Origin of the sequence: Microbacterium sp. SZ1, from assembly GCF_002362255.1 — a bacterium.
Classification (GTDB): Bacteria; Actinomycetota; Actinomycetes; order Actinomycetales; family Microbacteriaceae; genus Microbacterium.
Window position 1 is genome coordinate 191472 of sequence record NZ_LPVV01000038.1, and the last position, 22816, is coordinate 214287.

A 22816-nucleotide genomic window follows, 5' to 3' on the forward strand; every position below is an offset into this window, starting at 1 on the left:
ACTGTCAGAAGGTCGATGCTTCAGGCCTGGACGGCCGCCGCGTCTTCCTCGGCCTCGCCGCGCTTGGCCCAGAGGTCGCGGAGTACGTTCTCGAAGGCCGCGGGCGGCTGCGCGCCGCTGATGCCGTACTGGCCGTCGATGACGAAGAACGGGACACCCTGGATGCCGTAGGCCTGCGCCTGCGCCTGGTCCTGGCGCACGTCCTGCAGGTGGCGGGAGCTCTCCAGCGCCTCGCGCGCCTGGTCGGCGTCGAGACCGACCTCAGCCGCGAGCTCGACGAGGTCGTCGACACGGCCGACGTGCTTGCCCTCGGTGAAGTACGCGGACATGAGCCGCTCCTCCATCTCGTGCTGCAGGTCGTTCGCCTTCGCGAAGTGCAGAAGCTCGTGCGCCTTGACTGTGTTGGTGTGCTGGAGCAGATCGAAGCGGTACTCCAGACCGGCGTTCTCGGCGACACCCGTGACGTGCGAGAGCATCTGCTCGACCTGCTCACGAGGCATGCCCTTGTGCCCGGAGAGGAAGTCGATCTCATCGCCGTCGAAGTCGACAGGGGTGTCGGGCGAGAGCTCGAACGAGTGGAAGGTGATGTTCACCTGAGGCACGTCGTCATCGCCTGCGACGGCTTCGAGGCCCTTCTCGAGATTGCGCTTGCCGATGTAGCACCACGGGCAGGCGATGTCGGACCAGATGTCGATGGAGATGGCGTCAGTCACACTGTCATCCAACCGCATCCTCTGCGGTGCTATTCCGATCGGTAGGATTCTCGGATGCTCTCCGCCGACGATCCGCTCCCCCGGTCGCCGCGCCGCGTGCTGGTCGCGGGCGTCACCGGGTCGGGGAAGACGACTCTCTCGCGCCGCATCGCCGCGCTCTGGAACCTCCGCCACACCGAGATCGACGGCCTCTTCCACGGCGAGAACTGGACGCCGCGGCCGACCTTCCTCGACGACGTCCGCGCCTTCGCCGCCGAAGAGCGGTGGGTCACGGAGTGGCAGTACACGAGCAAAGGCACGGATGCGATCCTCGCGCCGCGCGCCGACCTCGTGCTCTGGCTGGACTATCCGTTCCGCGTCGTCCGGGCGCGACTGCTGCGACGCACGCTGAGCCGCAGCATCCTTCGTACCAAGATGTGGAACGGCAACGTCGAGAAGCCGATCTGGCGCATGTTCAGCGGAGACCCCGAGGAGAACATCATCGCCTGGCAGACCTTGACGTTGCACAAGTGGACCGAGCGGATGCCAGAGGCCGAGGTCGCGTTCCCGCACCTGACCGTCGTGCGCTTGCGCCATCCGCGCGAGACGGAGCGGTGGCTGCGCGCTCAGGCGGGGGCGTCAGGGGTGTCCACCGCGCCGCCGAAGCGCCGGTCGCGGGAGAGATAGATCCCGATCGCGCGCCACAGCTCCTCACGGGAGAAGTCCGGCCAGAGCGTGTCGAGGAACACCATCTCGGCATAGGCCGACTCCCAGAGGAGGAAGTTCGACGTGCGCTGCTCCCCGGAGCTGCGCAGGAACAGGTCGACGTCGGGCATGTCGGGCACATAGAGGTGCCGGCGAATCGTCTTCTCGCTGATCGCGTTCGGTTTCACCCGCCCGGCCGCGACATCGGCGGCGATCGAGCGCATCGCGTCGACCAGCTCGACGCGCCCGCCGTAGTTCACGCACATCGTGAGCGTCAGCCCCGTGTTCGTCTTCGTGAGCTCCTCTGCGCGCTGCAGCTCCGTGATCACACTGCCCCACAGGCGCGGCTTACGTCCGGCCCAGCGGATGCGCACGTTCCACTCGTTGAGCTGGTCGCGCCGGCGGTGCAGCACGTCGCGGTTGTACCCCATGAGGAAGCGCACTTCCTCGGGCGAGCGCGCCCAGTTCTCGGTCGAGAAGGCGTACACCGACAGATGCTTCACCCCCGCCTGGATGGCGCCGGCGACGACGTCGAGCAGCACCTCCTCGCCCGCCTTATGGCCTTCGATGCGGTTGAGCCCTCGGCGGTTCGCCCAGCGGCCGTTGCCGTCCATGACGATCGCGACGTGCTCCGGCACCGCGGGGAACTGCGGCGGGTAGAGCCCCGTCCAATCGAGCGGGCGGTAGGCCACGGCATCCTTGTGCGTATACGGCTTGGGGCTCACCGGGCTCCTTCTCGAGAATCGTCGGTCACGTGCGCGAGCGAGCGGATGCCGCGCTCGAGATGCCACTGGGCGTAGGCGGCGATGAGCCCGGACGCGGCCGACGTCTCCTGCCCGGACGCCGCGTCGATCACGTCCCACTCCCCCGCCATGAGCGACCGGAGCAGGCTCAGTGTGCTCTCGGCGACGCGAGGGCTGCCCGCGGGCGCGTCGTTGCGGCACACCACTCCACCGAGCTGAGCCACGAACGTCGTGTGCGGACCAGGCATGCCACAGCGGGCGCAGTCGGTCAGCGACGGGGCCCAGCCCGACAGCGCCATGACCCGCAGCAGGTACGAGTCCAGGATGCTGCGGGGCGAGTGCTCTCCGCGTGAGAGGGCCCGCAACCCGCCGACGAGCAGCAGATACTGCTCGGGAGTCGCCTCCGACTCGCTCAGGCGGTCGGCGGTCTCCACCATGGCGTTCGCCGAGGTGAACCGGTCGTAGTGCGCGGCGATATCGGCACCGTACGAGCCCAGCGACTCGGCCTGCTGCACGATGTCGAGCGAACGGCCTTCGTACAGCTGCACGTCGGCGACCATGAAGGGCTCCAGTCGGGACCCGAACTTCGACGAGGTCCGCCGCACGCCCTTGGCCACGGCGCGCACCTTGCCGTGGCGGCGCGACAGCATGGTGACGATGCGATCCGCCTCACCCAGCTTGTGGGTGCGCAGGATCACTGCTTCGTCTCGGTACGTGGGCACCCCTCGATTATCCTCCGTGCGCGACAATGGACGGGTGACCGAACCGCTCTTCATCATTCCGTTCTGGGCGGATCTGCTCGGCGTCGGGCTCGGCGGGGTGCAGGGCGCGCTCTTCGCCTCCGGCTTCCAGGGACAGCGGCGCCTCGACTGGCTCGGGGTGGCGATCATCGGGATCATGATCGGCATGGGTGGCGGTCTCATCCGCGACATCCTGCTGGGACAGACGCCCGCAACCCTGCAGAACCAGTGGTACCTCGTCACGGCGACTGGTGCCGCGCTGTTCGGGATGCTGCTCGCCGGCCTCTTCACGCGCCTCAACAAGGTCATCGTCGGCCTGGATGCCGTCGTGATCGGGATGTTCGGAGCCTTCGGCACGAGCAAGGCCCTCGCCCTCGGCATCCCCGAGGTGCCCGCCGTGTTCATCGGCGTCTGCGCTGCGGTCGGCGGCAGCGTGCTGCGCGACATGCTCATGGGGCTGCCGACCGCGATCATGCACGTCGGCTCGCTCTACGCGGTCGCCGCCGGCGGAGGGTCGGCGTTCATCGTGATCGCCCACGCCCTCGGCATGTCGATCCCCCTCGCCGCCGTGATAGGGATCGCCGTCACGGCGGTGATCCGGGTGCTCGCGGTGAGCTTCGACGTGTCGCTGCCGGAGCAGCGTCGCCTGTACCGTCGCAAGGTCGCCGCGGAGACCGGGGTCATCCCAATCGTCAAGCCGGGCGACTGACGGCCGCGAGCCCGTCGATCACCCGATCGAGACCGAACCGCCAGGCCGCATCTCCGTCGTACGACGAGTTCGCGGCAGCGCCCGCGGCGCCGCCCACTTCCTGAGCGAGCGGGTACGCTCTACCGAGGCGCGACGCGAGACGGTCGGCGATGTGCGTCCACCCCTCTCCGAACTCGGCACTCCGACGATGCTCGGCCGCACGCGACGCGACCGATCGCACGAAACCGAGCACGAACGTGAGCGCGGCGTCGCGACGCACGGGATCGAGGTCCATCCCGTCGAACGCGTGGAGTTCGCGGTCGTATTTGGCGATCGTCCCGGGGCCGAGCACCGTGCGCGGGTCATCGATGTCCAGCATCCAGCTGTGCCTGCGCAGCATGCGCAGGTTGTCCTCTGCGAGCGTCCGCACGCGTGAGCGCCACTCTCCCGCGAGCTCCGGGGCTGCGACGAGCTCGGCGTTGGCCTCGTCGGCCATGAGCACGAGGAGATCGTCGCGGTTGTTCGCGTAGGTGTAGGTCGACATCGTGGGCATGTCGATGGACCGCGCGATCGCTCGCATCGTCACGGCCTCCAGACCGCTCGCATCGGCGAGGGCCATCGCTGACGCCACTACGTCATCGGTGGAGTGGCGAGACCGCGGCCCTCGCCGCGGCGGCTCGGCGGCATCGCTGTTTCTCCAGAGCAGTTCGAGAAGATCTCGCGACATCGGGAATACCGTTGCCCTTTCCTCGTTAACACCGTACGTTGTACATATTTTAGACAGGAGAGCTCATGAAGATCAGCCGCACCGCCGTGTCTCTGAACGTCCCCGACGTCGCGGCGTCCGTCGCCTTCGCGAAGACGCACTTCGGATACGAGGAGGCGATGGCTGCAGACGGCTTCGCGTCGCTGCAACATCCCGATTCATCCACGAATCTCATCTTCCTGCAGACCGGACTGCCAACGTTCCGCCCGTCGGAGATCGCCGGATCCGCGGGCGAAGGCCTGCTCCTCGCCTTCGTGGTCGATGACCTCGACACCGAGTACGCGAAGATCGCCGATTCCGGCGCACGGGTGGTCACGCCCCCCGAGACCGAGGAGTGGGGAGAGCGCTACTGTCAGTTCGCCGACGCGAACGGCATCATCTGGCAGCTCGTGCAGTGGACGTGACCCGGTGATGGCACGCTGATGTGGCACCTGCTGTGGGAATCTCGCGTGGATCCCCACAGCAGGTGCCAACTGAATCGCGTCAGACCGCGGCGAGCTCGTGCTGGCGGCTGCGGATCGAGCGGTTCACGCCGGACACGATCGCCTTGAGGGATGCCGTCGAGATGTCGCCGTCGATGCCGACGCCCCACAGGCGCTGGTCGCCGACCTGCAGCTCGACGTAGGCGGCCGCCTGGGCGTCGCCGCCGGCGCTGAGAGCGTGCTCCACATAGTCGTACACCGTGATGTCGAAGCCCTGTGCGCGCAGCACCTCGACGAACGCGGCGACCGGACCGTTGCCCGATCCGGTGACCGAGATCCGGTCGTCGTCGTCGCGCAGCTCCACCTCGAGGACGACCTCGCCGGACATGTCGCTGCGGGTCTGCGTCGCCAGCAGCTCGAAACGACCCCACTTCGCGGACTCGTCGTCGGCCGGCAGGTACTCGTCGGTGAAGACCGACCAGATCTGCTCGCTCGTGACCTCGCCGCCCTCGGCATCCGTCTTCGCCTGCACGACGCCCGAGAACTCGATCTGCAGCTTGCGGGGCAGGTCGATGGCGTGGTCCGCCTTGAGCAGGTACGCGACGCCACCCTTGCCCGACTGGGAATTCACGCGGATCACCGCTTCGTACGAGCGGCCCAGGTCCTTCGGGTCGACGGGCAGATACGGCACCGCCCACTCGATCTCATCGACCGAGACGCCCTTCGCCTGTGCCGCAGCGGCCATGGCCTCGAAGCCCTTCTTGATCGCATCCTGGTGCGATCCGCTGAAGGCGGTGAACACGAGGTCGCCCGCCCACGGGCTGCGCTCCGGGACGGGCAGCTGGTTGCAGTACTCCACCGTGCGCTTGACCTGGTCGATGTCACTGAAGTCGATCTGCGGATCGATGCCCTGCGTGAACATGTTGATGCCCAGCGCGACGAGGTCGACATTGCCGGTGCGCTCGCCGTTGCCGAACAGGCATCCCTCGATGCGGTCGGCACCGGCCATGTACCCGAGCTCGGCGGCGGCGATCGCGGTGCCGCGGTCGTTGTGCGGGTGCAGCGACAGGATCACGTTCCCGCGGTGGCTCAGGTGACGGCTCATCCACTCGATCGAGTCGGCGTAGACGTTCGGCGTCGCCATCTCGACGGTCGCTGGCAGGTTGATGATGACCTTGCGGTCGGGCGTCGGCTCGAAGATCTCGATGACCTGGTTGCAGACGTCGACCGCGAATTCGAGCTCGGTGCCGGTGTAGCTCTCGGGCGAGTACTCGTAGTAGACCTTCGTGTCGGGGATCGACTTCTCGAACTTCCGGCACAGTCGCGCGCCCTCGAGCGCGATGTCGATGATGCCCTGCTTGTCGGTGCGGAACACGACCTCGCGCTGCAGCACGCTGGTCGAGTTGTACAGGTGCACGATCGCCTGCTTGGCACCGGCGATGGCCTCGTATGTGCGCTCGATCAGGTGCTCGCGCGCCTGGGTCAGGACCTGGATGGTGACGTCGTCGGGGATGAGGTTCTCTTCGATCAGCTGGCGGACGAAGTCGAAATCGGTCTGACTCGCCGAGGGGAACCCGACCTCGATCTCCTTGTAGCCCATGCTCACGAGCAGCTCGAACATCACCCGCTTGCGCTCGGGCGACATGGGGTCGATGAGGGCCTGGTTGCCGTCGCGCAGGTCGACCGCGCACCAACGGGGCGCTTCGGTGATGCGAGCGTCCGGCCACGTGCGGTCGGGCAGGTGCACCGAGATCTGCTCGTGGAAGGGCCGGTACTTGTGGATCGGCATCGACGACGGGCGCTGAGTGTTCTTCATGAGGGGCTTCTTCTCTCGTCAGGAATGTGTTCGGGCCAACACGAGCGCCGCGACGAGGAAGGCCCTAGCTCTCAGGACTCGTCGCGGCAGCTAAGAAGAAGCAGACCGCCGAAAGGCATGCGGCCATGCTAGCAGGGCGGCGCCGCCGGTTCGACCGGCGGATGCCGACGGATGCAGTCCGAGACCCGCTCAGGGGATGAGCGCGACCTTGCCACCCGCGTGTCCACCCGCGAGGAGCTCCAGCGCGGCCGGAGCCTCCGCGAGCGGGAACGTCTTCGCCACGGGCACGACGAGGTCGCCGCTCTGAGCGAGGGCGATGAGATCCGGACGCACCTCGTCGCGGAACCGCGCGCTCTCGGGCATCGAGCCGGCGATCGCGATGATGCCCTCGCTCTCCGCTCGTCCGAACGCGGCGATGGTCACGATGCGTCGGCGATCGTGGACGAGCTCGAGCGAGACGTCGATGGCCTCGTCCGTGCCGACGGCGTCGAGAGCCGCGGCGACGGCACCGCCGGCGAGCTCACGGACGCGGTCGGCGAGCCCAGGGCCGTACTCCACGGGCACTCCCCCGAACTGCCGCACGACGTCGGCCCGCGCGGCACTCGCCGTGCCGATCACCCGCACGCCGCGCAGCGCGGCCTGCTGCAGCACGCTCACACCGACCGCGCCGGATGCGCCGTGCAACAGGATGGTCTCGCCGGGCGCGACGCCCGTCACCCAGAGCATCTCCGCAGCGGTCGTGCCGGCGAGCAGCAGATTCGCGGCTTCGGCATGGCTCAGCGTCGTGGGCTTGCGGAAGGCCTTCTCGGCCGGGATCGTGACCGCCTCCGCGTATCCACCGCTCACGCGGAACGCCACGATCTCGTCGCCGACCCGGGCCTCACCGGAACCGATACGCGCGTCCGGACCCATCGCGACGATCTCGCCGGAGATCTCATAGCCGATCGCCACCGGAAACTCCACGCCCGACCGCGGCGAGGCGACGTGCTTGGCGTCGGCGGGATTGACACCGGCCGCGCGCACGCGCACCGTGATCTCGCCTTCGCGGGGGTCGGGCAGCTCGTACTCGACGAACTGCCACTCATGCGGCTCACCCGGTGCGGTCGCCATCCAGTGCTGTGCGCGTGTCACGATGCTGCCTCCGACATGGTCCCCTCCGACGATCGACGTGTCTCAGAAGCCGAGGCGCCCGAGCTGCTTCGGGTCTCGCTGCCATTCCTTGGCGACCTTGACGTGGAGGCCGAGGAAGACCTTCGTACCGAGGAGCTCCTCGATGCCGGCGCGGGCGCGGGCTCCGACGTCGCGCAGACGCGCGCCCTTGCGACCGATGATGATCGCCTTCTGGCTGTCGCGCTCGACGACGATCGAGGCGTGCACGTCGGTGAGATCGCTGTCCTCGCGGGGGGCGACGTCGTCGATCACGACCGCGATGGAGTGCGGCAGCTCGTCGCGCACGCCCTCCAACGCCGCCTCTCGGATGATCTCCGCGATGCGATCCTCGTCAGACTCGTCAGTGGTGATGTCGTCCGGATAGAGGGCCGGCCCCTTCGGCATGAGCGACAGGATCTCGTCGGAGAGCACGCCGAGCTGGTCTCGCGTGAGCGCCGAGAGTGGGATCACCGCGTGCCAGTCCTCGCGCAGGGCATCCGCCTCCATGAGCCGTTCGGTGATCTCGTCGCGGGACGCCGCATCGGTCTTGGTGACGATGGCGATCTTCTTCGCCCGCGGGTACCCGTCGAGCGACGCGGCGATACGGCGATCGCCGGGGCCGACCTTCTCCGTGGCGGGCACGCAGAATCCGATCACATCGACGTCGCCCAGCACCTGCTCCACGAGATCGTTCAGCCGCTCGCCCAGCAGCGTGCGCGGCTTGTGGATGCCGGGGGTGTCGACGATCACCAGCTGCCCGTCCGGCCGGTTGACGATGCCGCGGATCGCTCGACGAGTGGTCTGCGGCTTCTCGCTCGTGATGGCGATCTTCTCGCCGACGAGGGCGTTGGTGAGCGTCGACTTGCCGACGTTCGGGCGTCCGACGAAGGTCACGAACCCGCTCCGCGTCTTGTCACTCATCGTTTCGCTCTCCCTCAGGTTCTGATGTCTCCGTCGCCGGAGCGGCCCTCTCGACGAACACCGTCGCGATGCCGCGCCCGCGCCCTCGGGAGGCGCCGCCGGTCAGCACGAGTCCGTCGACCGTGGCCGTCGCTCCTGGCTGGGGCACCTGTCCGAGCGTCTTGCCGAGCAGGCCGCCGATGGAATCCACGTCCTCGTCCTCGAGCTCGAGACCGAACAGATCGCCGACGTCCTCCAGCGAGAGCCGGGAGCTGACTCGATACCGTCCCTCACCGAGCTCGACGACCTCCGTCGACACCTGATCGTACTCGTCGGAGATCTCGCCGACGAGCTCCTCGATCAGGTCTTCGAGGGTGATGAGACCCGAGATCCCGCCGTGCTCGTCGATCACGAGGCAGACGTGCACGGCATCCCGTTTCATCTGCTGCAGCAGCGTCTCCGCTCGCATCGACTCCGGAACGAAGGTCGCCGGCCGCGAGATGGGGCGGATGGATGCCGCGCGCCAGGCGTTCTCGTCGCGGTAGGCGAACTGCACGAGGTCCTTGAGGTAGAGCACGCCGACCACGTCGTCTGCCTCGTCGTCGACCACCGGCATCCGCGAGACCCCGCGCTGCAGGAACAGGTTCATGGCTTCGTCGGTCGTGGCCGTGGCGTCGACCGTGACCATCTCGGTGCGCGGCACCATGACGGCCCGCACGAACTGGTCCGTGAAGTCGAAGACGGAGTGGATGAGGTCGCGGTCGTCTGCCTCGATGAGGTCGTTCGAGGCAGCCTCGTCGACCATGCTGAGCAGCTGCTCCTCCGAGGTGAAGGAGCTGCGCCCGCGGCCCGGCGTCACACGATTGCCGAGCACCACGAGACCGTGCGCGAGCGGGCCGAGGATGATGCGCAGGCCGCGCACGATCGGCGCGTTGGCGCGCAGCATCCCCTCCGCGTGCTGGCGCCCGAACGAGCGAGGGCTGGCGCCGACGAGCACGAAGGTGATGCCGGTCATCAGCACGGCGGCCGCGAGCATCGCGAGCCAGTTGTTCTCGATGAGGATCGTGAACGCGACCGTGACGAGCACCGCCGCCGTCACCTCGGCGAGCACACGGATGAACGCGACGGAGTTGACGTGCGCGTCGGGGTCCGCGGCGATGCGCGCGAGCTGCTTCGTGTTCCGTCCCTCCGCCGACATCTCCTCGAGGTCGGTGCGAGAGGTGACGCCGAAGGCGGCGTCGATCGCGGCCATGAGGCCGCCGAAGGCGACGAGCAGGACCGCGCCGGCGAGCAGGAGAGCTGCGGTCATCGTCGGCGTTCGGCGGCGGCGAAGCTCTGGATGAGCTCCTTCTGCAGACCGAACATCTCACGCTCCTCGTCGGGCTCGGCGTGATCGAAGCCGAGCAGGTGCAGCAGACCGTGCGTGGTGAGCAGGATGAGTTCATCCATCAGCGAGTGGCCGGCGGCCTGCGCCTGGGTCTCGGCGACCTGCGGGCACAGCACGATGTCGCCGAGCAGGCCCGGAGCCGTCGGTCGGTCCTCGGTGCCGGGGCGCAGCTCGTCCATCGGGAAGCTGAGCACGTCGGTCGGGCCGGGCTCGTCCATCCACTGCACGTGCAGGGCCTCCATGGCGCCCTCGTCGACGAGGACGATGGCGACCTCGGCGTCGGGGCTGACGTGCAGCTGCGCGAGGTTGTGGTCGGTGAGGCGCTGCAGCACCGTCTCATCGACGTCGATCGCCGACTCGTTGTTGATCTCGATCATGCCTGTGCTCGTTTCATCAGGAGAGGCCCCGTTTCGGCATCCGGTCCCGGGGTCCGGGGCGCTGCGCGCCGCGGCGCTCCGCGCGGTTGGCGAACTCTGCCGCCTGCTCGCGCTCGTGCCGCTGCGCCGTGCGGCGCTCGTCGTACTCGCTGTACGCGTCGACGATGCGTCCGACGAGCGAGTGACGCACGACGTCGTCGCTCGTGAGGCGGGCGAAGTGGATGTCGTCGATGCCGTCGAGCACCCGGGTGACCAGCCGGAGGCCCGAGGCGCCCTGCGGCAGGTCGACCTGCGTGATGTCGCCGGTCACGACCATCCGCGTACCGAACCCCAGCCGGGTGAGGAACATCTTCATCTGCTCGGGCGTGGTGTTCTGCGCCTCATCGAGCACCACGAACGAGTCGTTGAGCGTGCGTCCGCGCATGTAGGCGAGCGGCGCGACCTCGATCGTGCCCGTCGCCATGAGACGGGGGACGATCTCCGGATCCATCATCTCGTTGAGCGCGTCGTAGAGCGGGCGCAGGTACGGATCGATCTTGTCGGTGAGCGTGCCGGGAAGGAACCCGAGCCGCTCCCCTGCCTCGACTGCGGGGCGCGTCAGGATGATGCGCGTGACCTCCTTGCGCTGCAGCGCCTGCACGGCCTTCGCCATCGCGAGGTAGGTCTTGCCCGTTCCGGCTGGCCCGATGCCGAAGACGATCGTGTTCTCGTCGATCGCGTCGACGTACTCCTTCTGGCCGAGCGTCTTGGGACGGATGACCTTGCCGCGGGTCGAGAGGATCGCCTCGCCGAGCACCTCGCTCGGGCGGGGCCCGCCGTCGGAGCGCAGCATGCGCGCCGAGCTGGAGACGTCGCTGGGCGCGAGGTCGTGCCCGGCCCTCGTCATGGTCAGCAGCTCGTCGACGAGGCTCTTGGCGCTCGCCACGGCATCCGGAGTGCCCGTTAGGGTGATCTCGTTGCCGCGTACGAGCACCTGCACCTCACGGTGTTCCTTCTCGAGCATGCGGAGCAGGCGGTCCTGGGGACCGAGCAGCTGCACCATGGCGACGCCGTCGGCGTAGATCCGCTCGGTGACGCTGCGGTCGGTGGTGTTGTCGTCGTCAGAAGCCAACGAGCTTGTTCTCCTCGATGTTGCCGAGCACATGAGCGTGCACGTGGAAGACGGACTGGGCGGCGCTCGCGCCGTTGTTGAAGATCAGGCGGTACTCCCCGTTGGCGTGCTCGTCGGCGAGCTGCTTCGCGGCGGCGACCACCTCGGCGAGGAGCGTCGGATCGCCTGCGGCCAGTTCGGTGACGTCGCGGTACTCCTCGGTCTTGGGGATGACGAGGACGTGCAGCGGCGCCTGCGGGTCGATGTCGCGGATCGCGAAGATCCGCTCGGTGTCCAGCAGGATCTCACCCGGGATATCGCCGTTGAGGATGCGCGTGAAGATCGACGGTTCGGACATGGTGCCAGTCTACTGACCGGGGCCGACGTGCGGCCCGACGGGGATCACCAGCGGCCGAGGGCCACCGACAGGACCGCGATCGCCGCGGGTCCGGCGGTGGAGGTGCGCAGCACCGTGTCGCCGAGCAGCGCCCGTTCGGCGCCCGCGGCCTCGAGTGCCGTGATCTCGTCGCCGGAGATGCCACCCTCTGGTCCGACGACGAGCACGAGATCCCGCCCATCGGGCTCCAGCGCGGACAGCCGCGTCGAGGCGCTCGGATCGAGCAGCACCACCCGCTGCGTGGCGCCGCGGCCGACCAGATCCCTGGTCGTCACGGGCGGCGTGACCTCAGGCACCCAGGCGCGGTGCGCCTGCTTGGCTGCCTCACGCACGATCGTCGCCCAGCGCTCCCGCCCCTTCGCGGCCTTCGGCCCCTCCCAGCGCGACACGCTGCGACTCGCCTGCCACGGCACGATCTCGTCGACCCCGAGCTCGCACGCCGCCTGCACGGCGAGTTCGTCACGGTCGCCCTTGGCGAGGGCCTGCACGAGGATCAGTCGCGGGCTCGGGGCTTCGCTCACCCGACGCGCGCTCACGCGCACCTCGACCAGCGAGGGAGACACCTGCTCGGCCTCACCCGAGAGCCACGCCCCGCGACCGTCGCCGACCGTCACGTGCTCGCCGACCCGCAGCCGCCGGACCACCGCGGCGTGCTTGGCCTCCGCGCCGGTCAGCGCCACGAGGTCGCCGACCTCGGCATCCGACGACGATTCGACGAGGAAATGGAGTGCCATCGCGTTCCCCGGATCAGTGCGAGCGGAAGCGGTCGCGCAGCTTCGAGAACAGCCCCTGCTGGAACTGGGCGAGCTGTGGGGCAGGCGCCTTCGTCTTCTTCGCGAAGTCCTCGATGAGCGCGCGCTGCGCCGAGTCGATCTTCGTCGGCGTCAGCACCTGGACTCCGACCCGGAGGTCTCCCCGCTGGCTGCCGCGCAGCGGCGTGATGCCCCTGCCCTTGATCGTCAGGACATCGCCCGACTGCACGCCAGGTCGGATCTCGAGGTCGACCTCGCCGTCCAGCCCCTGGATCGTCGTCTCGGTGCCGAGGATGGCATCGGTCATCGCGACCTCGAGAGTGGCGAGCAGGTCGTCGCCGTCCCGGCTGAACGCGGGGTGCGGGTTCACCGTCACCTCGACATACAGGTCGCCGTTCGGGCCGCCCGCCTTGCCGACCTCACCCGAGCCGGGCAGCTGCAGGCGCAGGCCCGTCTCGACGCCGGCGGGGATGTCGAGCGACACCGTCCGACGCGAGCGCACGCGCCCCTGGCCGCCGCAGGTGCCGCACGGGTACGGGATGGTCGTGCCGTATCCCTCGCACGTGCCGCACGGCTGCGAGGTCACGACGTTTCCGAGCAGGCTGCGCACCTGGCGCTGCACGTGACCGGTGCCGCCGCAGATGTCGCATGTGACGGGCGAGGTGCCCTCCTGGCAGCACGAACCCTTGCAGGTCTCGCAGAGCACGGCGGTGTCGACCTCGATGTCCCGGTGAGCGCCGAACACGACGTCTCCGAGGTCGAGCGAGACGCGCACGAGAGCGTCCTGGCCCCGCTCGCGGCGAGACCGCGGGCGAGCTCCGCGTCCGCCACCCTGAGCCGCTCCGAAGAACGTCTCGAAGATGTCGCCGAAACCGCCGAAGCCTCCGTAGTTGCCTGCGGCTCCGTCGCCCCCGCCCATGTCGTAGCGACGACGGGACTCGTCGTCGCTCAGCACGTCGTACGCGTGCGTGACGAGCTTGAACTTCTCGGCCGCCTCCTCGCCCGGATTCACGTCCGGGTGCAGCTGGCGCGCGAGACGCCGGTACGCCTTCTTGATCTCGTCCGTCGATGCGTCGCGCGAGACGCCGAGTACCTCGTAGTGGTCCGCCACAATGGCCCTTCTGCGTGTTGTCCTGGCCGTCCGCGTCAGCGGGCGGCCTCGTCTTCGTCGAGCAGTCGCGACAGGTAGCGGGCGACCGCCCGCGCTGCCGCGAGATTGCTCGGATAGTCCATCCGTGTCGGCCCCATCACGCCGACGCGTGCGGTGCCGGAGCGCGCCGCGTAGTTGCTCGCGACGATCGACGCCTCGTCGAGGCCGAACGACGCGTTCTCCGTGCCGATGCTCGCGGCGAGCCCCTGCGCATCGGCCTCCATCTCGCTCATCAGCCGGATGAGAGTCACCTGCTCCTCGATCGCCTCGAGAAGAGGGTGGATGCTGCCGCGGAAGTCGTGTTCCCGGCGCGCGAGCGTCGCGGCGCCTGCCATCACGAGCCGCTCCTGCCGGAACGTGCCCAGCTCCTCGACGATCACCGTCGCGAGCGCACGGAGCACGGCATCCTTCGCGTGCTCCTCGGCGTCGAGCAGACCCTGCAGGCGTTCGGCGGCATCGCTGACCGCGCGCCCGGTGAGGAGCGCCGACAGACGAGCCCGCAGGAGCGCCATGTCGGACTCGTCGACGTCGGCGGGAAGCGGCGCGATGCGCTGGGAGACGCCGCCCGCATCCGTCACGAGCACCACGAGGAGACGGTTGGGTGCGAGGGCGACCAGCTCGATGTGGGTGAGCTGCGCCCGCGCGAAGGACGGGTACTGCGCGAGGGCGACCTGTCCGGTGAGCTGAGTGAGCACCCGCACCGTCCGAGCCATGAGGTCGTCGAGGTCGGCCGGGTCGGTCAGGAAGGATTCGATCGCGGTGCGCTGCGCGCCCGAGAGAGGACGAAGCTGGGCGAGGTGGTCGACGAAGACGCGATACCCCTTGTCGGTCGGGACGCGACCGGAGGAGGTGTGCGGCGCCGCGATCAGCTCCTCGTCTTCGAGCAGGGCCATGTCGTTGCGGATCGTGGCCGCGGACACACCGAACGAGTAGCGGTCGACGATCGATCGGCTGCCCACTGGCTCGTGCGTCTCGACGTAGTCCTGCACGATGGCACGGAGCACCTGGAGGCCTCTTTCACTGACCATCACGACTCCCCTCGTCTGGCACTCACCGGTTACGAGTGCCAATTCTACTCGCCGCGCACGCATATGCGCTGAACACACGTGCGAGCGATGGGGTGGCTGCAGCGGGACGGCTCAGTCCGTGAGTTCTCGCACCACCGCGTCGGCGAGCAGACGTCCACGGAGGGTGAGCTGCACGCGGCCTCGCACGGCGGCGGCCGGATCCACGAGCTCATCGGCGATGAGTCCGGCGACACGCGCGCGCTTGTCCGGCTGCAACTCGTCGATCGCGATGCCCTCGCGGATCCGACTGAGCAGCAGGACACGCTCCAGCATCCGCGACTTCTCGTCTGGTCGCTCCGTGCCCGCCGCCGGAGACTCGGAGGCCGAGAGCCGCTGCGCGTACGCCGCCGGGTGCTTCACGTTCCACCAGCGCAGCCCGGCGACGTGGCTGTGGGCTCCCGGCCCGAATCCCCACCAGTCGCTTCCGCGCCAGTATGCGAGGTTGTGACGCGAGCGCTGATCGGGGGTGCGCGCCCAGTTGCTGACCTCATACCAGTCGAAGCCGGCCTCAGCGAGGCGCCGGTCGGCAAGCTCGTACATGTCGGCCTGCAGGTCGTCATCGGGCATCGGAACCTCGCCGCGGCGGATCTGGCGCGCGAGCTTCGTGCCGTCCTCGATGATGAGCGCGTATGCCGAGACGTGATCGGACTCGAGCTCCAGGGCCGCGTCGAGAGAGGCCTCCCAGTCTCCGAGAGACTCCCCCGGGGCGCCGTAGATCAGGTCCACGCTGACCGCGAGTCCGGCGTCCTTCGCCGCCGCGACAGCCGTGCGGACGTTCTCGGGACGGTGAGTCCGATCGAGGGCGGCGAGCACCCGCGGCACCGCCGACTGCATCCCGATCGAGAGTCTCGTCACGCCCGCCTCCGCGAGCGTGCGCGCCACCTCCGGGGTGACGGTGTCGGGGTTCGCCTCGACGGTCACCTCGGCATCGCCGACGAGGCCGAAGGCCGACGTGGCCGCTCCCAGCATCCGCGCCAGGTCTCCGGCGGGGAGAAGAGTCGGCGTCCCTCCTCCGAAGAAGACCGTGTCCATCGGGCGCAGCGCGCCGGCTTCGGAGAGCACGCGCTGGGCGAGCGCGATCTCGCCGATCAGCGTCGAGGCGTAGTCCTCCTGCTTGGCACCGCGCAACTCGGTCGACGTGTACGTGTTGAAGTCGCAGTACCCGCATCGCACGGTGCAGAACGGGATGTGGAGGTAGGCCGAGAAGGGCACGGCCGTGTCGATCGGCAGGTCGGCAGGAAGGCGACCATCGGCGGGGGCGGGATCTCCGAGTGGAAGGGGACCGGCCATCAGACGGGAGTCGCGTACAGCGGCGAGATGGCCCGCAGGTAGCGGGCGAACAGCTCGCGACGGCGCCGCTTCACGAGCGCGGGGACCAGCCGGTAGAGCAGCGAGTTCGGGGCGTCGAACGCGCGGACGGTGAACCACACCTCGTCGTCGTCGCGCCATTCGATGTCGAACGACTCCTCGCCGCGTACGACCGACCCGCCGACCGTGCCAAGGACGAAGCCGATGCGGCGCTTCTCCTCCGTCACAGAGATGACGCGGAGTTCGGCGTCGGCGTGCATGTTCGCGACGCGTCCGCGCAGGCGAAGCGTCATCCCAGGACCGACGAACGGAGTGCCCTCCGCGTCGAAGCGCTGCTCGATCTCGTTCTTGCTCGGGGCGATCGGGGTGCCCTCGGCGTCGAAGCTGACGCCCGCATACGCAGGCCCAGGGGCGGGGCGTACGTCTTCCACCCGGAGTCCGGACGCGCGCTGGGCAGTCCAGGACAGAAGCGCTTCACCGGCGGTCTGGAAACGCTCCTCGCCGCTGCCTATGCGCCAGGAGTTCTCGGCGGGGATGCTGCGCTCCGGCGGATACTGCATCAGATCGGGCGCATGGGTCGCACCCACCGCCGCATAGTCGACCGTGTCGTCTCGGAAAGTCCCGCGCCGCATGCCGTCCAGCCTACCCGGGTGTCCTGGACGAGCACCCGGAGACCCGATCTACTTCTTGTCCTTGCCTTCGACGTCGCCGGAGAGCGCAGCGATGAACGCCTCCTGCGGAACCTCGACGCGGCCCACCATCTTCATGCGCTTCTTGCCCTCCTTCTGCTTCTCGAGGAGCTTGCGCTTCCGGCTGATGTCACCGCCGTAGCACTTCGCGAGCACGTCCTTGCGGAGCGCGCGGATGGTCTCGCGGGCGATGATCCGCGCACCGATCGCGGCCTGGATCGGCACCTCGAAGTTCTGGCGAGGGATGAGCTTGCGCAGTCGCTCGGTCATGAGGGTGCCGTAGGCGTAGGCCTTGTCGCGGTGCACGATCGAGCTGAACGCGTCGACCTTGTCGCCCTGGAGGAGGATGTCGACCTTCACGAGGTCGGCCTCCTGCTGCCCCGCCGGCTCGTAGTCGAGGGACGCGTAGCCCTGCGTCTTGGACTTCAGCTGGTCGAAGAAGTCGAAGACGATCTCGCCGAGGGGCATCGTGTACCGCAGCTCGACGCGCTCCTCCGAGAAGTACTCCATCCCGAGCAGCGTGCCTCGACGTGACTGGCACAGCTCCATGACGGTTCCCACGTAGTCCTTCGGCAGGAGGATCGCGGTATTGACCATGGGCTCGGACACGGAGCCGATGCGTCCGTCGGGGTACTCGCTGGGATTCGTGACCGTGACGGTCTCCCCTGTGTCCGACGTCACGACCTCGTAGATCACGCTCGGCGCGGTCGTGATGAGGTCGAGCCCGAACTCGCGGGCGAGACGCTCGGTGATGATCTCGAGGTGGAGGAGGCCGAGGAATCCGCAGCGGAATCCGAAGCCGAGCGCGACAGACGTCTCCGGCTCGTACTGCAGCGACGCGTCAGACAGCTTCAGCTTGTCGAGCGCCTCGCGGAGCTCCGCGTAGTCGCTGCCGTCGATCGGGTAGATGCCCGAGAACACCATCGGCTTCGGGTCGGTGTACCCGGAGAGCGGTTCGGATGCGGGCTTCCTGGCGTTCGTGATCGTGTCGCCGACCTTCGACTGACGCACATCCTTCACGCCGGTGATGAGGTAGCCCACCTCGCCGACGCCCAGACCCTTGGTGGGCGTGGGCTCAGGGCTCGACACGCCGACCTCGAGCGCCTCGTGGTTCGCGCCGGTCGACATCATCTGGATGCGCTCGCGCGGCGAGAGGCTGCCGTCGACCATGCGCACGTAGGTGACGACACCGCGGTAGGCGTCGTAGACCGAGTCGAAGATCATGGCGCGGGCGGGGGCCTCGGCGTCGCCGACGGGTGCGGGGATCTCCTGGACCAGACGGTCGAGAAGCTCTTCGACGCCTACGCCGGTCTTGCCGGAGACGCGCAGCACGTCCTCGGGCTTGCCGCCGATGAGCGCTGCGAGCTCCTTGGCGTACTTCTCGGGGTCCGCGGCCGGCAGGTCGATCTTGTTCAGCACGGGGATGATGTGCAGATCGTTCTCGAGGGCGAGGTAGAGGTTCGCCAGCGTCTGAGCCTCGATGCCCTGTGCGGCGTCGACGAGCAGGATGGCCCCCTCGCACGCGGCCAGCGAGCGGGAGACCTCGTAGGTGAAGTCGACGTGTCCCGGGGTGTCGATCATGTTCAGCGCGAACGTCTGACCGTCGAGCTCCCACGGCATCCGCACCGCCTGGCTCTTGATCGTGATGCCGCGCTCGCGCTCGATGTCCATGCGGTCGAGATACTGCGCCCGCATGTCGCGGTCGGAGACCACTCCGGTGATCTGGAGCATCCGGTCGGCGAGGGTCGACTTGCCGTGGTCGATGTGCGCGATGATGCAGAAGTTGCGGATCTGCGTCGCAGGCGTCGCGGCAGGCTGAAGCGGAGTGAGGGCGCGTGGTGACATGTCCTGACGATTCTACGGTGACGCGCCGTCGATGCTCGATTCGCCGAATCCGGTGATATTCTGCCCAGGTTGCCCGGGAGCCGACCCCGAAACCGGATTCCGCGAGCGACGAGACTCCGTCACATTCGAGTGCAGGTGTCGTGTCGCGCAGATCGGCAGATGGTGATTGACTGTCCTCCGGCTCAGCGTTGCGTCGGCAGATCCCGCGCGCGTCTGTAAAAGAGAAAGAATCAACACCTTGATCAAGTATCTCGTGCGCCGCCTGCTGGGCTGGTTGCTGATGATCGTCATCGCGACGAACATCACCTACTTCCTCGCGTGGCTGTACCTCGATCCGGAGAACAACTACGTCGGTCGGCGCCCGCCGCTCTCCCCGGAGCAGATCGACAACCTGCTCCGCCCACGCAACCTCAGCGAGTCGGTGCCGCTCGTCGAGCGGTGGTGGACCTGGTTCTCCGGAATCATCCTCCGGTGGGACTGGGGTCTCGGCCCGACCGGGGAGTCGGTCAACGAGCAGGTCGCCTATCGCGTCTGGGTCAGCGCGGAACTCGTGCTCGGCGCCACGATCATCACGACCGTGCTCGGCATCGCGCTCGGCGTCTACACCGCATCGCGCCAGTACAAGCTCGCCGACCGCATCGGCCAGGGCACCAGCATCATCACGATGAACATCCCGACCGTCGTCGCCGGCTTCGCGCTGGTGCTGCTGGCGATCGCCTTCAACAACGCCGTGGGCACGACCGTCTTCTACGTCACAGGGTCTTCCAGTCCGGGGGTCCAAGGATTCTTCCCCGTCCTCATAGACGTGCTGCAACATCTCACGCTGCCCACATTGGGGCTCGTCATCACGGGCTACGCGCAGATCCACTTCCTGCAGCGCTCGCTCCTGCTTGATAACATCAAGGCCGACTACGTGCGCACCGCTCGGGCGAAGGGCCTCACGAAGCAGCAGGCGATCCGGAAGCACGCCCTGCGCACGTCGCTCATTCCGGTCACGACGCAGGTCGCCTTCACGATCCCCGCCGTGTTCACGGGCGCAGTGCTGACGGAGACGATCTTCAACTGGAACGGAATGGGTCGGTACTTCATCACGACCCTCAACAACAACGACATTCACGGCGTCGTCGCGGTCGCGGCATTCGGCGCCCTGATGACGGCGATCGGCGCCATCCTCGCCGACGTGACCGTCGTCGTCCTCGATCCGAGAGTGCGGGTGAGCTGATGTCCCTGGAAGCCATCGGGGTCTCCCCTGAGATCACCGAGCAGCCGCAGAAGCCGAGGAGCCGTAAGCGCACCACGATGTTGTCGCTCTACACGCGACGCTTCCTGCGCAACCGCGGCGCCGTGATCGGCGTGGTCATCCTCGCGGCGCTCATCCTGTTCGCGATCGTGGGACCGCTCATCGCTCCCTACAGCCACACCGACCTCGACTTCCTGGCGCTGCGCAAGGGGCCGTCGGCCGATCACTGGTTCGGCACGAACGGGTCGGGCAACGACAACTTCGCGCAGGTCGCCGTCGGGCTCCAGCGCTCGATGATGATCGCCGCGCTCGTCGCCGTCGGCACGACCGTCGTCTCGGCGATCGTCGGCACGACCGCCGCCTACTTCGGCGGGGCGTACGAGCGCATCATGCTCGCGATCATCCACTTCATGATGGTCGTGCCGAACTTCCTCATCCTCGCGATGATCTCCAACGACGCGGGCGGCAACTGGCTGGTCATCTCGCTCGTGATGGTCTTCATCGTCGGCTGGTTCTTCCCCGCCCGCATCATCTGGACGCTGTCGCTCTCGATCCGCGAGCGCGAGTACGTGCACGCGGCCCGCTACGCGGGGTTGTCCGGCATGCGCGTCGTGCTCCGGCACATGCTGCCGAACATCGGCTCGCTGCTGGTCATCAACTTCACGCTCGGCGTCGTCTCCGCCGTGCTGACCGAGACGGCGCTGTCGTTCCTCGGCTTCGGCGTGAAGCTGCCGGACGTCTCTCTCGGCGCCCTGATCGGCTACGGCTCGAGCACGCTCGTGAGCGCTCCCTGGCTGTTCTACTTCCCCGCCGCGGCACTGACCCTGCTCACCGTCTCGATGGCGCTCATCGCCGACGGTCTCCGCGACGCCCTCGATCCGACCTCGGCGGCTGGAGGTCGCGCATGAGTACCGTTCTCTCCGTCCGCGACCTCAGGGTCAGCTTCCCCTCCGAGGCCGGGCGCGTGGATGCCGTCCGTGGCGTCTCGTTCGACCTGGAGGCGGGCAAGACGCTCGGCATCGTCGGCGAATCCGGTTCCGGCAAGTCCGTCACGTCGCTCGCGATCATGGGCCTCCTCGACGAGAACGCCAAGATCACCGGCTCCATCGTGTACGAAGGTCAGGAGCTGCTGGGGAAGACCGACAAGCAGCTCTCGGTGATCCGGGGCAACGGCATGGCGATGGTGTTCCAGGACCCGCTGACCTCGCTCACCCCGGTGTTCACGGTCGGCGACCAGCTGATCGAAGCTCTCACGGTGCACCGCAGCCTCTCGAAGAAGGCGGCCTGGGAGCGATCGGTCGAGCTGCTGACGCTCGTCGGCATCCCCGAGCCCGAACGTCGGATGAAGTCGTTCCCGCACGAGTTCTCGGGCGGTATGCGTCAGCGCGTCGTGATCGCCATCGCGATGGCCAACGATCCGAAGCTGATCATCGCCGACGAGCCGACCACGGCGCTCGACGTCACCATCCAGGCACAGATCCTGGAGCTCATGGCGACCGCCCAGCAGGAGACCGGCGCCGCGATGATCATGATCACCCACGACATGGGGGTCGTGGCGAAGACGGCCGACGACGTGCTCGTGATGTACGCGGGCAAGCCCGTGGAGCACGCCCCCGTGCGCGAACTCTTCTACCGCACGCGGATGCCGTACTCGATCGGCCTGCTCGGCGCCATCCCGCGCGTCGACAAGACCGAGAAGGTGCCGCTGATTCCGATCAAGGGCAACCCGCCGCTCCTCATCGACCTGCCCGACGCTTGCCCCTTCGCGGCTCGGTGCCCGATCGCGATCGACGCCTGCCGGGAGCGCGAGCCCGACCTACTGCCCGTCTCCACCGATGGACACGCGAGTCACACGGTCGCCTGCATCCGTGCCGACGACATCGACGACGACGCCACCATCGGCGGACTCCCCGTGTTCCCCGCGCCGGAGATCCCCGAGGGCAGCCTCTCGAGGGTTCCCCGCGAAGAGCGGCCGATCACCCTGCAGGCGATCAACCTCACCAAGACCTTCCCGCTCATGAAGGGCGCGCTGTTCAAGCGCAAGGTGGGCGAGGTGCACGCCGTCAAGGGCATCAGCTTCGATGTGCGACAGGGCGAGACCCTCGCGATCGTGGGCGAGTCCGGCTCGGGCAAGACCACGACGCTGCTGCAGATCATGGATCTCGTGAAGCAGGAGGACGGCGACATCCGCATCGGCGGCACGAGCGTCGCTGACATCAAGAACCGCGCCGAGGAGCGCCGGCTCCGCCGCGACCTCCAGATCGTGTTCCAGGATCCGATGGGCGCGCTCGACCCGCGCATGACGGTGTGGGACATCATCGCCGAGCCGATGTTCGCGATCGGGATGAGCCGCGATGAGGTGTTCGACCGCGTCGAGGAGCTGATGGGTCTCGTCGGTCTCGACACCGCGCATAGCGATCGGTTCCCGCAGGCGTTCTCGGGCGGTCAGCGTCAGCGCATCGGCATCGCGCGGGCACTGTCCACGAACCCGAAGGTCGTCGTGCTCGACGAGCCCGTGTCGGCGCTTGACGTGTCGATCCAGGCCGGCGTCATCAACCTGCTCGACGAGCTCAAGGCGAAGATGGGGCTGTCGTACCTCTTCGTCGCCCACGACCTCGCGGTGGTGCGGCACATCGCCGATCGGGTGGCCGTCATGTACAAGGGCGAGTTCGTCGAGCACGGCGACGTCGACCAGGTCTTCGACGCGCCACAGCATCCCTACACCAAGGCACTGCTGTCGGCGATCCCGATCCCCGACCCCGACATCGAGCGCACCCGCGAGCGGATCATCCTCCCTGTGGACGGCTTCGACCCCGAAACGGCCGCCGTCAGCTGAGCAGTATCCCGTTATGCACAGTCCGATAACGAACGGCGCGCAGACGGTTTCGCCCGT

General features: G+C 68.0%; 23 protein-coding genes. 6 read left to right on the plus strand and 17 right to left on the minus strand.

The genetic code is table 11. The features are described from left to right. Positions 1-20 precede the first annotated feature (20 nt). Complete coding sequence (locus AUC47_RS12670; RefSeq protein ID WP_096715528.1) at positions 21-713, minus strand: DsbA family oxidoreductase; 693 nt, start codon at positions 711-713, stop codon at positions 21-23. A 54-nt stretch (positions 714-767) separates the two neighbouring features. Between AUC47_RS12670 and AUC47_RS12675 the strand changes: the two genes are divergently transcribed. After that, positions 768-1379, plus strand: a complete 612-nt coding sequence (locus AUC47_RS12675; RefSeq protein ID WP_096715529.1) for an AAA family ATPase — start codon at positions 768-770, stop codon at positions 1377-1379. Here the strand turns inward: AUC47_RS12675 and AUC47_RS12680 are convergent. Together AUC47_RS12680 and recO are read right to left on the minus strand one after the other, a co-directional pair. Further along, positions 1319-2122, minus strand: coding sequence for an isoprenyl transferase (locus AUC47_RS12680; protein WP_096715530.1), 804 nt, complete (start codon positions 2120-2122; stop codon positions 1319-1321). The genes AUC47_RS12675 and AUC47_RS12680 overlap by 61 nt on opposite strands. Further along, complete coding sequence (recO, locus tag AUC47_RS12685) at positions 2119-2862, minus strand: DNA repair protein RecO (protein ID WP_096715531.1); 744 nt, start codon at positions 2860-2862, stop codon at positions 2119-2121. The genes AUC47_RS12680 and recO overlap by 4 nt, the downstream gene beginning before the upstream one ends. 34 nt (positions 2863-2896) lie before the next feature. On the opposite strand from recO, the gene AUC47_RS12690 reads away from it, so the two are divergent. After that, positions 2897-3589, plus strand: a complete 693-nt coding sequence (locus AUC47_RS12690) for a trimeric intracellular cation channel family protein (RefSeq protein ID WP_096715532.1) — start codon at positions 2897-2899, stop codon at positions 3587-3589. Here the strand turns inward: AUC47_RS12690 and AUC47_RS12695 are convergent. After that, positions 3573-4187, minus strand: coding sequence for a TetR/AcrR family transcriptional regulator C-terminal domain-containing protein (locus AUC47_RS12695; RefSeq protein ID WP_256999573.1), 615 nt, complete (start codon positions 4185-4187; stop codon positions 3573-3575). The two genes, AUC47_RS12690 and AUC47_RS12695, sit on opposite strands and share 17 nt — an antisense overlap. Positions 4188-4360: 173 nt before the next feature. Here AUC47_RS12695 and AUC47_RS12700 point away from each other — a divergent pair, with 173 nt between their 5' ends. Then, positions 4361-4738: a VOC family protein gene (locus AUC47_RS12700; RefSeq protein WP_096715534.1), complete on the plus strand. Its 378-nt coding sequence runs from the start codon at positions 4361-4363 to the stop codon at positions 4736-4738. Positions 4739-4817: 79 nt separating this feature from the next. Here AUC47_RS12700 and leuA read toward each other — a convergent pair whose 3' ends face one another. The 13 genes from leuA to lepA form a co-directional block, all read right to left on the minus strand. Beyond that, complete coding sequence (leuA, locus tag AUC47_RS12705; RefSeq protein WP_096715535.1) at positions 4818-6572, minus strand: 2-isopropylmalate synthase; 1755 nt, start codon at positions 6570-6572, stop codon at positions 4818-4820. Between the two features lie 189 nt (positions 6573-6761). Continuing rightward, on the minus strand, positions 6762-7682 hold the full coding sequence (locus tag AUC47_RS12710) for a quinone oxidoreductase family protein (protein ID WP_096715536.1): 921 nt from the start codon (positions 7680-7682) through the stop codon (positions 6762-6764). A gap of 63 nt (positions 7683-7745) precedes the next feature. Next, positions 7746-8642 carry a GTPase Era gene (gene era, locus AUC47_RS12715; RefSeq protein ID WP_096715537.1) on the minus strand — a complete coding sequence of 299 codons (897 nt, stop codon included), beginning with the start codon at positions 8640-8642 and terminating at the stop codon, positions 7746-7748. Then, a complete protein-coding gene (locus tag AUC47_RS12720; RefSeq protein ID WP_096715538.1) occupies positions 8635-9930 on the minus strand; it encodes a hemolysin family protein in 1296 nt (431 codons plus the stop codon). The genes era and AUC47_RS12720 overlap by 8 nt, the downstream gene beginning before the upstream one ends. Further along, positions 9927-10385: an rRNA maturation RNase YbeY gene (ybeY, locus tag AUC47_RS12725; protein ID WP_096715539.1), complete on the minus strand. Its 459-nt coding sequence runs from the start codon at positions 10383-10385 to the stop codon at positions 9927-9929. Before ybeY ends, AUC47_RS12720 begins: the two co-directional genes overlap by 4 nt. A 16-nt stretch (positions 10386-10401) precedes the next feature. Continuing rightward, the gene (locus AUC47_RS12730) at positions 10402-11427 is read right to left on the minus strand and encodes a PhoH family protein (RefSeq protein ID WP_096715752.1); all 1026 of its coding nucleotides are present in this window, start codon (positions 11425-11427) and stop codon (positions 10402-10404) included. A gap of 58 nt (positions 11428-11485) precedes the next feature. Then, positions 11486-11833 (minus strand): HIT domain-containing protein, encoded by a 348-nt coding sequence (locus tag AUC47_RS12735; protein WP_096715540.1) that lies wholly within the window; start codon positions 11831-11833, stop codon positions 11486-11488. Between the two features lie 44 nt (positions 11834-11877). Next, positions 11878-12606, minus strand: coding sequence for a 16S rRNA (uracil(1498)-N(3))-methyltransferase (locus AUC47_RS12740; RefSeq protein ID WP_096715541.1), 729 nt, complete (start codon positions 12604-12606; stop codon positions 11878-11880). A gap of 13 nt (positions 12607-12619) precedes the next feature. Next, the gene (gene dnaJ / locus AUC47_RS12745; protein ID WP_096715542.1) at positions 12620-13735 is read right to left on the minus strand and encodes a molecular chaperone DnaJ; all 1116 of its coding nucleotides are present in this window, start codon (positions 13733-13735) and stop codon (positions 12620-12622) included. Between the two features lie 35 nt (positions 13736-13770). Beyond that, positions 13771-14802: a heat-inducible transcriptional repressor HrcA gene (hrcA, locus tag AUC47_RS12750; protein ID WP_096715543.1), complete on the minus strand. Its 1032-nt coding sequence runs from the start codon at positions 14800-14802 to the stop codon at positions 13771-13773. Between the two features lie 111 nt (positions 14803-14913). Then, a complete protein-coding gene (hemW, locus tag AUC47_RS12755) occupies positions 14914-16131 on the minus strand; it encodes a radical SAM family heme chaperone HemW (RefSeq protein WP_096715544.1) in 1218 nt (405 codons plus the stop codon). Next, the gene (locus AUC47_RS12760) at positions 16131-16781 is read right to left on the minus strand and encodes a DUF1990 family protein (RefSeq protein WP_096715545.1); all 651 of its coding nucleotides are present in this window, start codon (positions 16779-16781) and stop codon (positions 16131-16133) included. The genes hemW and AUC47_RS12760 overlap by 1 nt, the downstream gene beginning before the upstream one ends. A 48-nt stretch (positions 16782-16829) precedes the next feature. Next, a complete protein-coding gene (gene lepA, locus AUC47_RS12765) occupies positions 16830-18683 on the minus strand; it encodes a translation elongation factor 4 (RefSeq protein WP_096715546.1) in 1854 nt (617 codons plus the stop codon). Positions 18684-18921: 238 nt separating this feature from the next. Between lepA and AUC47_RS12770 the strand changes: the two genes are divergently transcribed. The 3 genes from AUC47_RS12770 to AUC47_RS12780 are packed head-to-tail and all read left to right on the plus strand — an operon-like array spanning position 18922 to position 22759. Then, positions 18922-19905 carry an ABC transporter permease gene (locus AUC47_RS12770; RefSeq protein ID WP_096715547.1) on the plus strand — a complete coding sequence of 328 codons (984 nt, stop codon included), beginning with the start codon at positions 18922-18924 and terminating at the stop codon, positions 19903-19905. Beyond that, the gene (locus tag AUC47_RS12775) at positions 19905-20831 is read left to right on the plus strand and encodes an ABC transporter permease (protein WP_096715548.1); all 927 of its coding nucleotides are present in this window, start codon (positions 19905-19907) and stop codon (positions 20829-20831) included. Before AUC47_RS12770 ends, AUC47_RS12775 begins: the two co-directional genes overlap by 1 nt. Then, positions 20828-22759 (plus strand): ABC transporter ATP-binding protein, encoded by a 1932-nt coding sequence (locus AUC47_RS12780; RefSeq protein WP_096715549.1) that lies wholly within the window; start codon positions 20828-20830, stop codon positions 22757-22759. Before AUC47_RS12775 ends, AUC47_RS12780 begins: the two co-directional genes overlap by 4 nt. Positions 22760-22816: the final 57 nt, after the last annotated feature.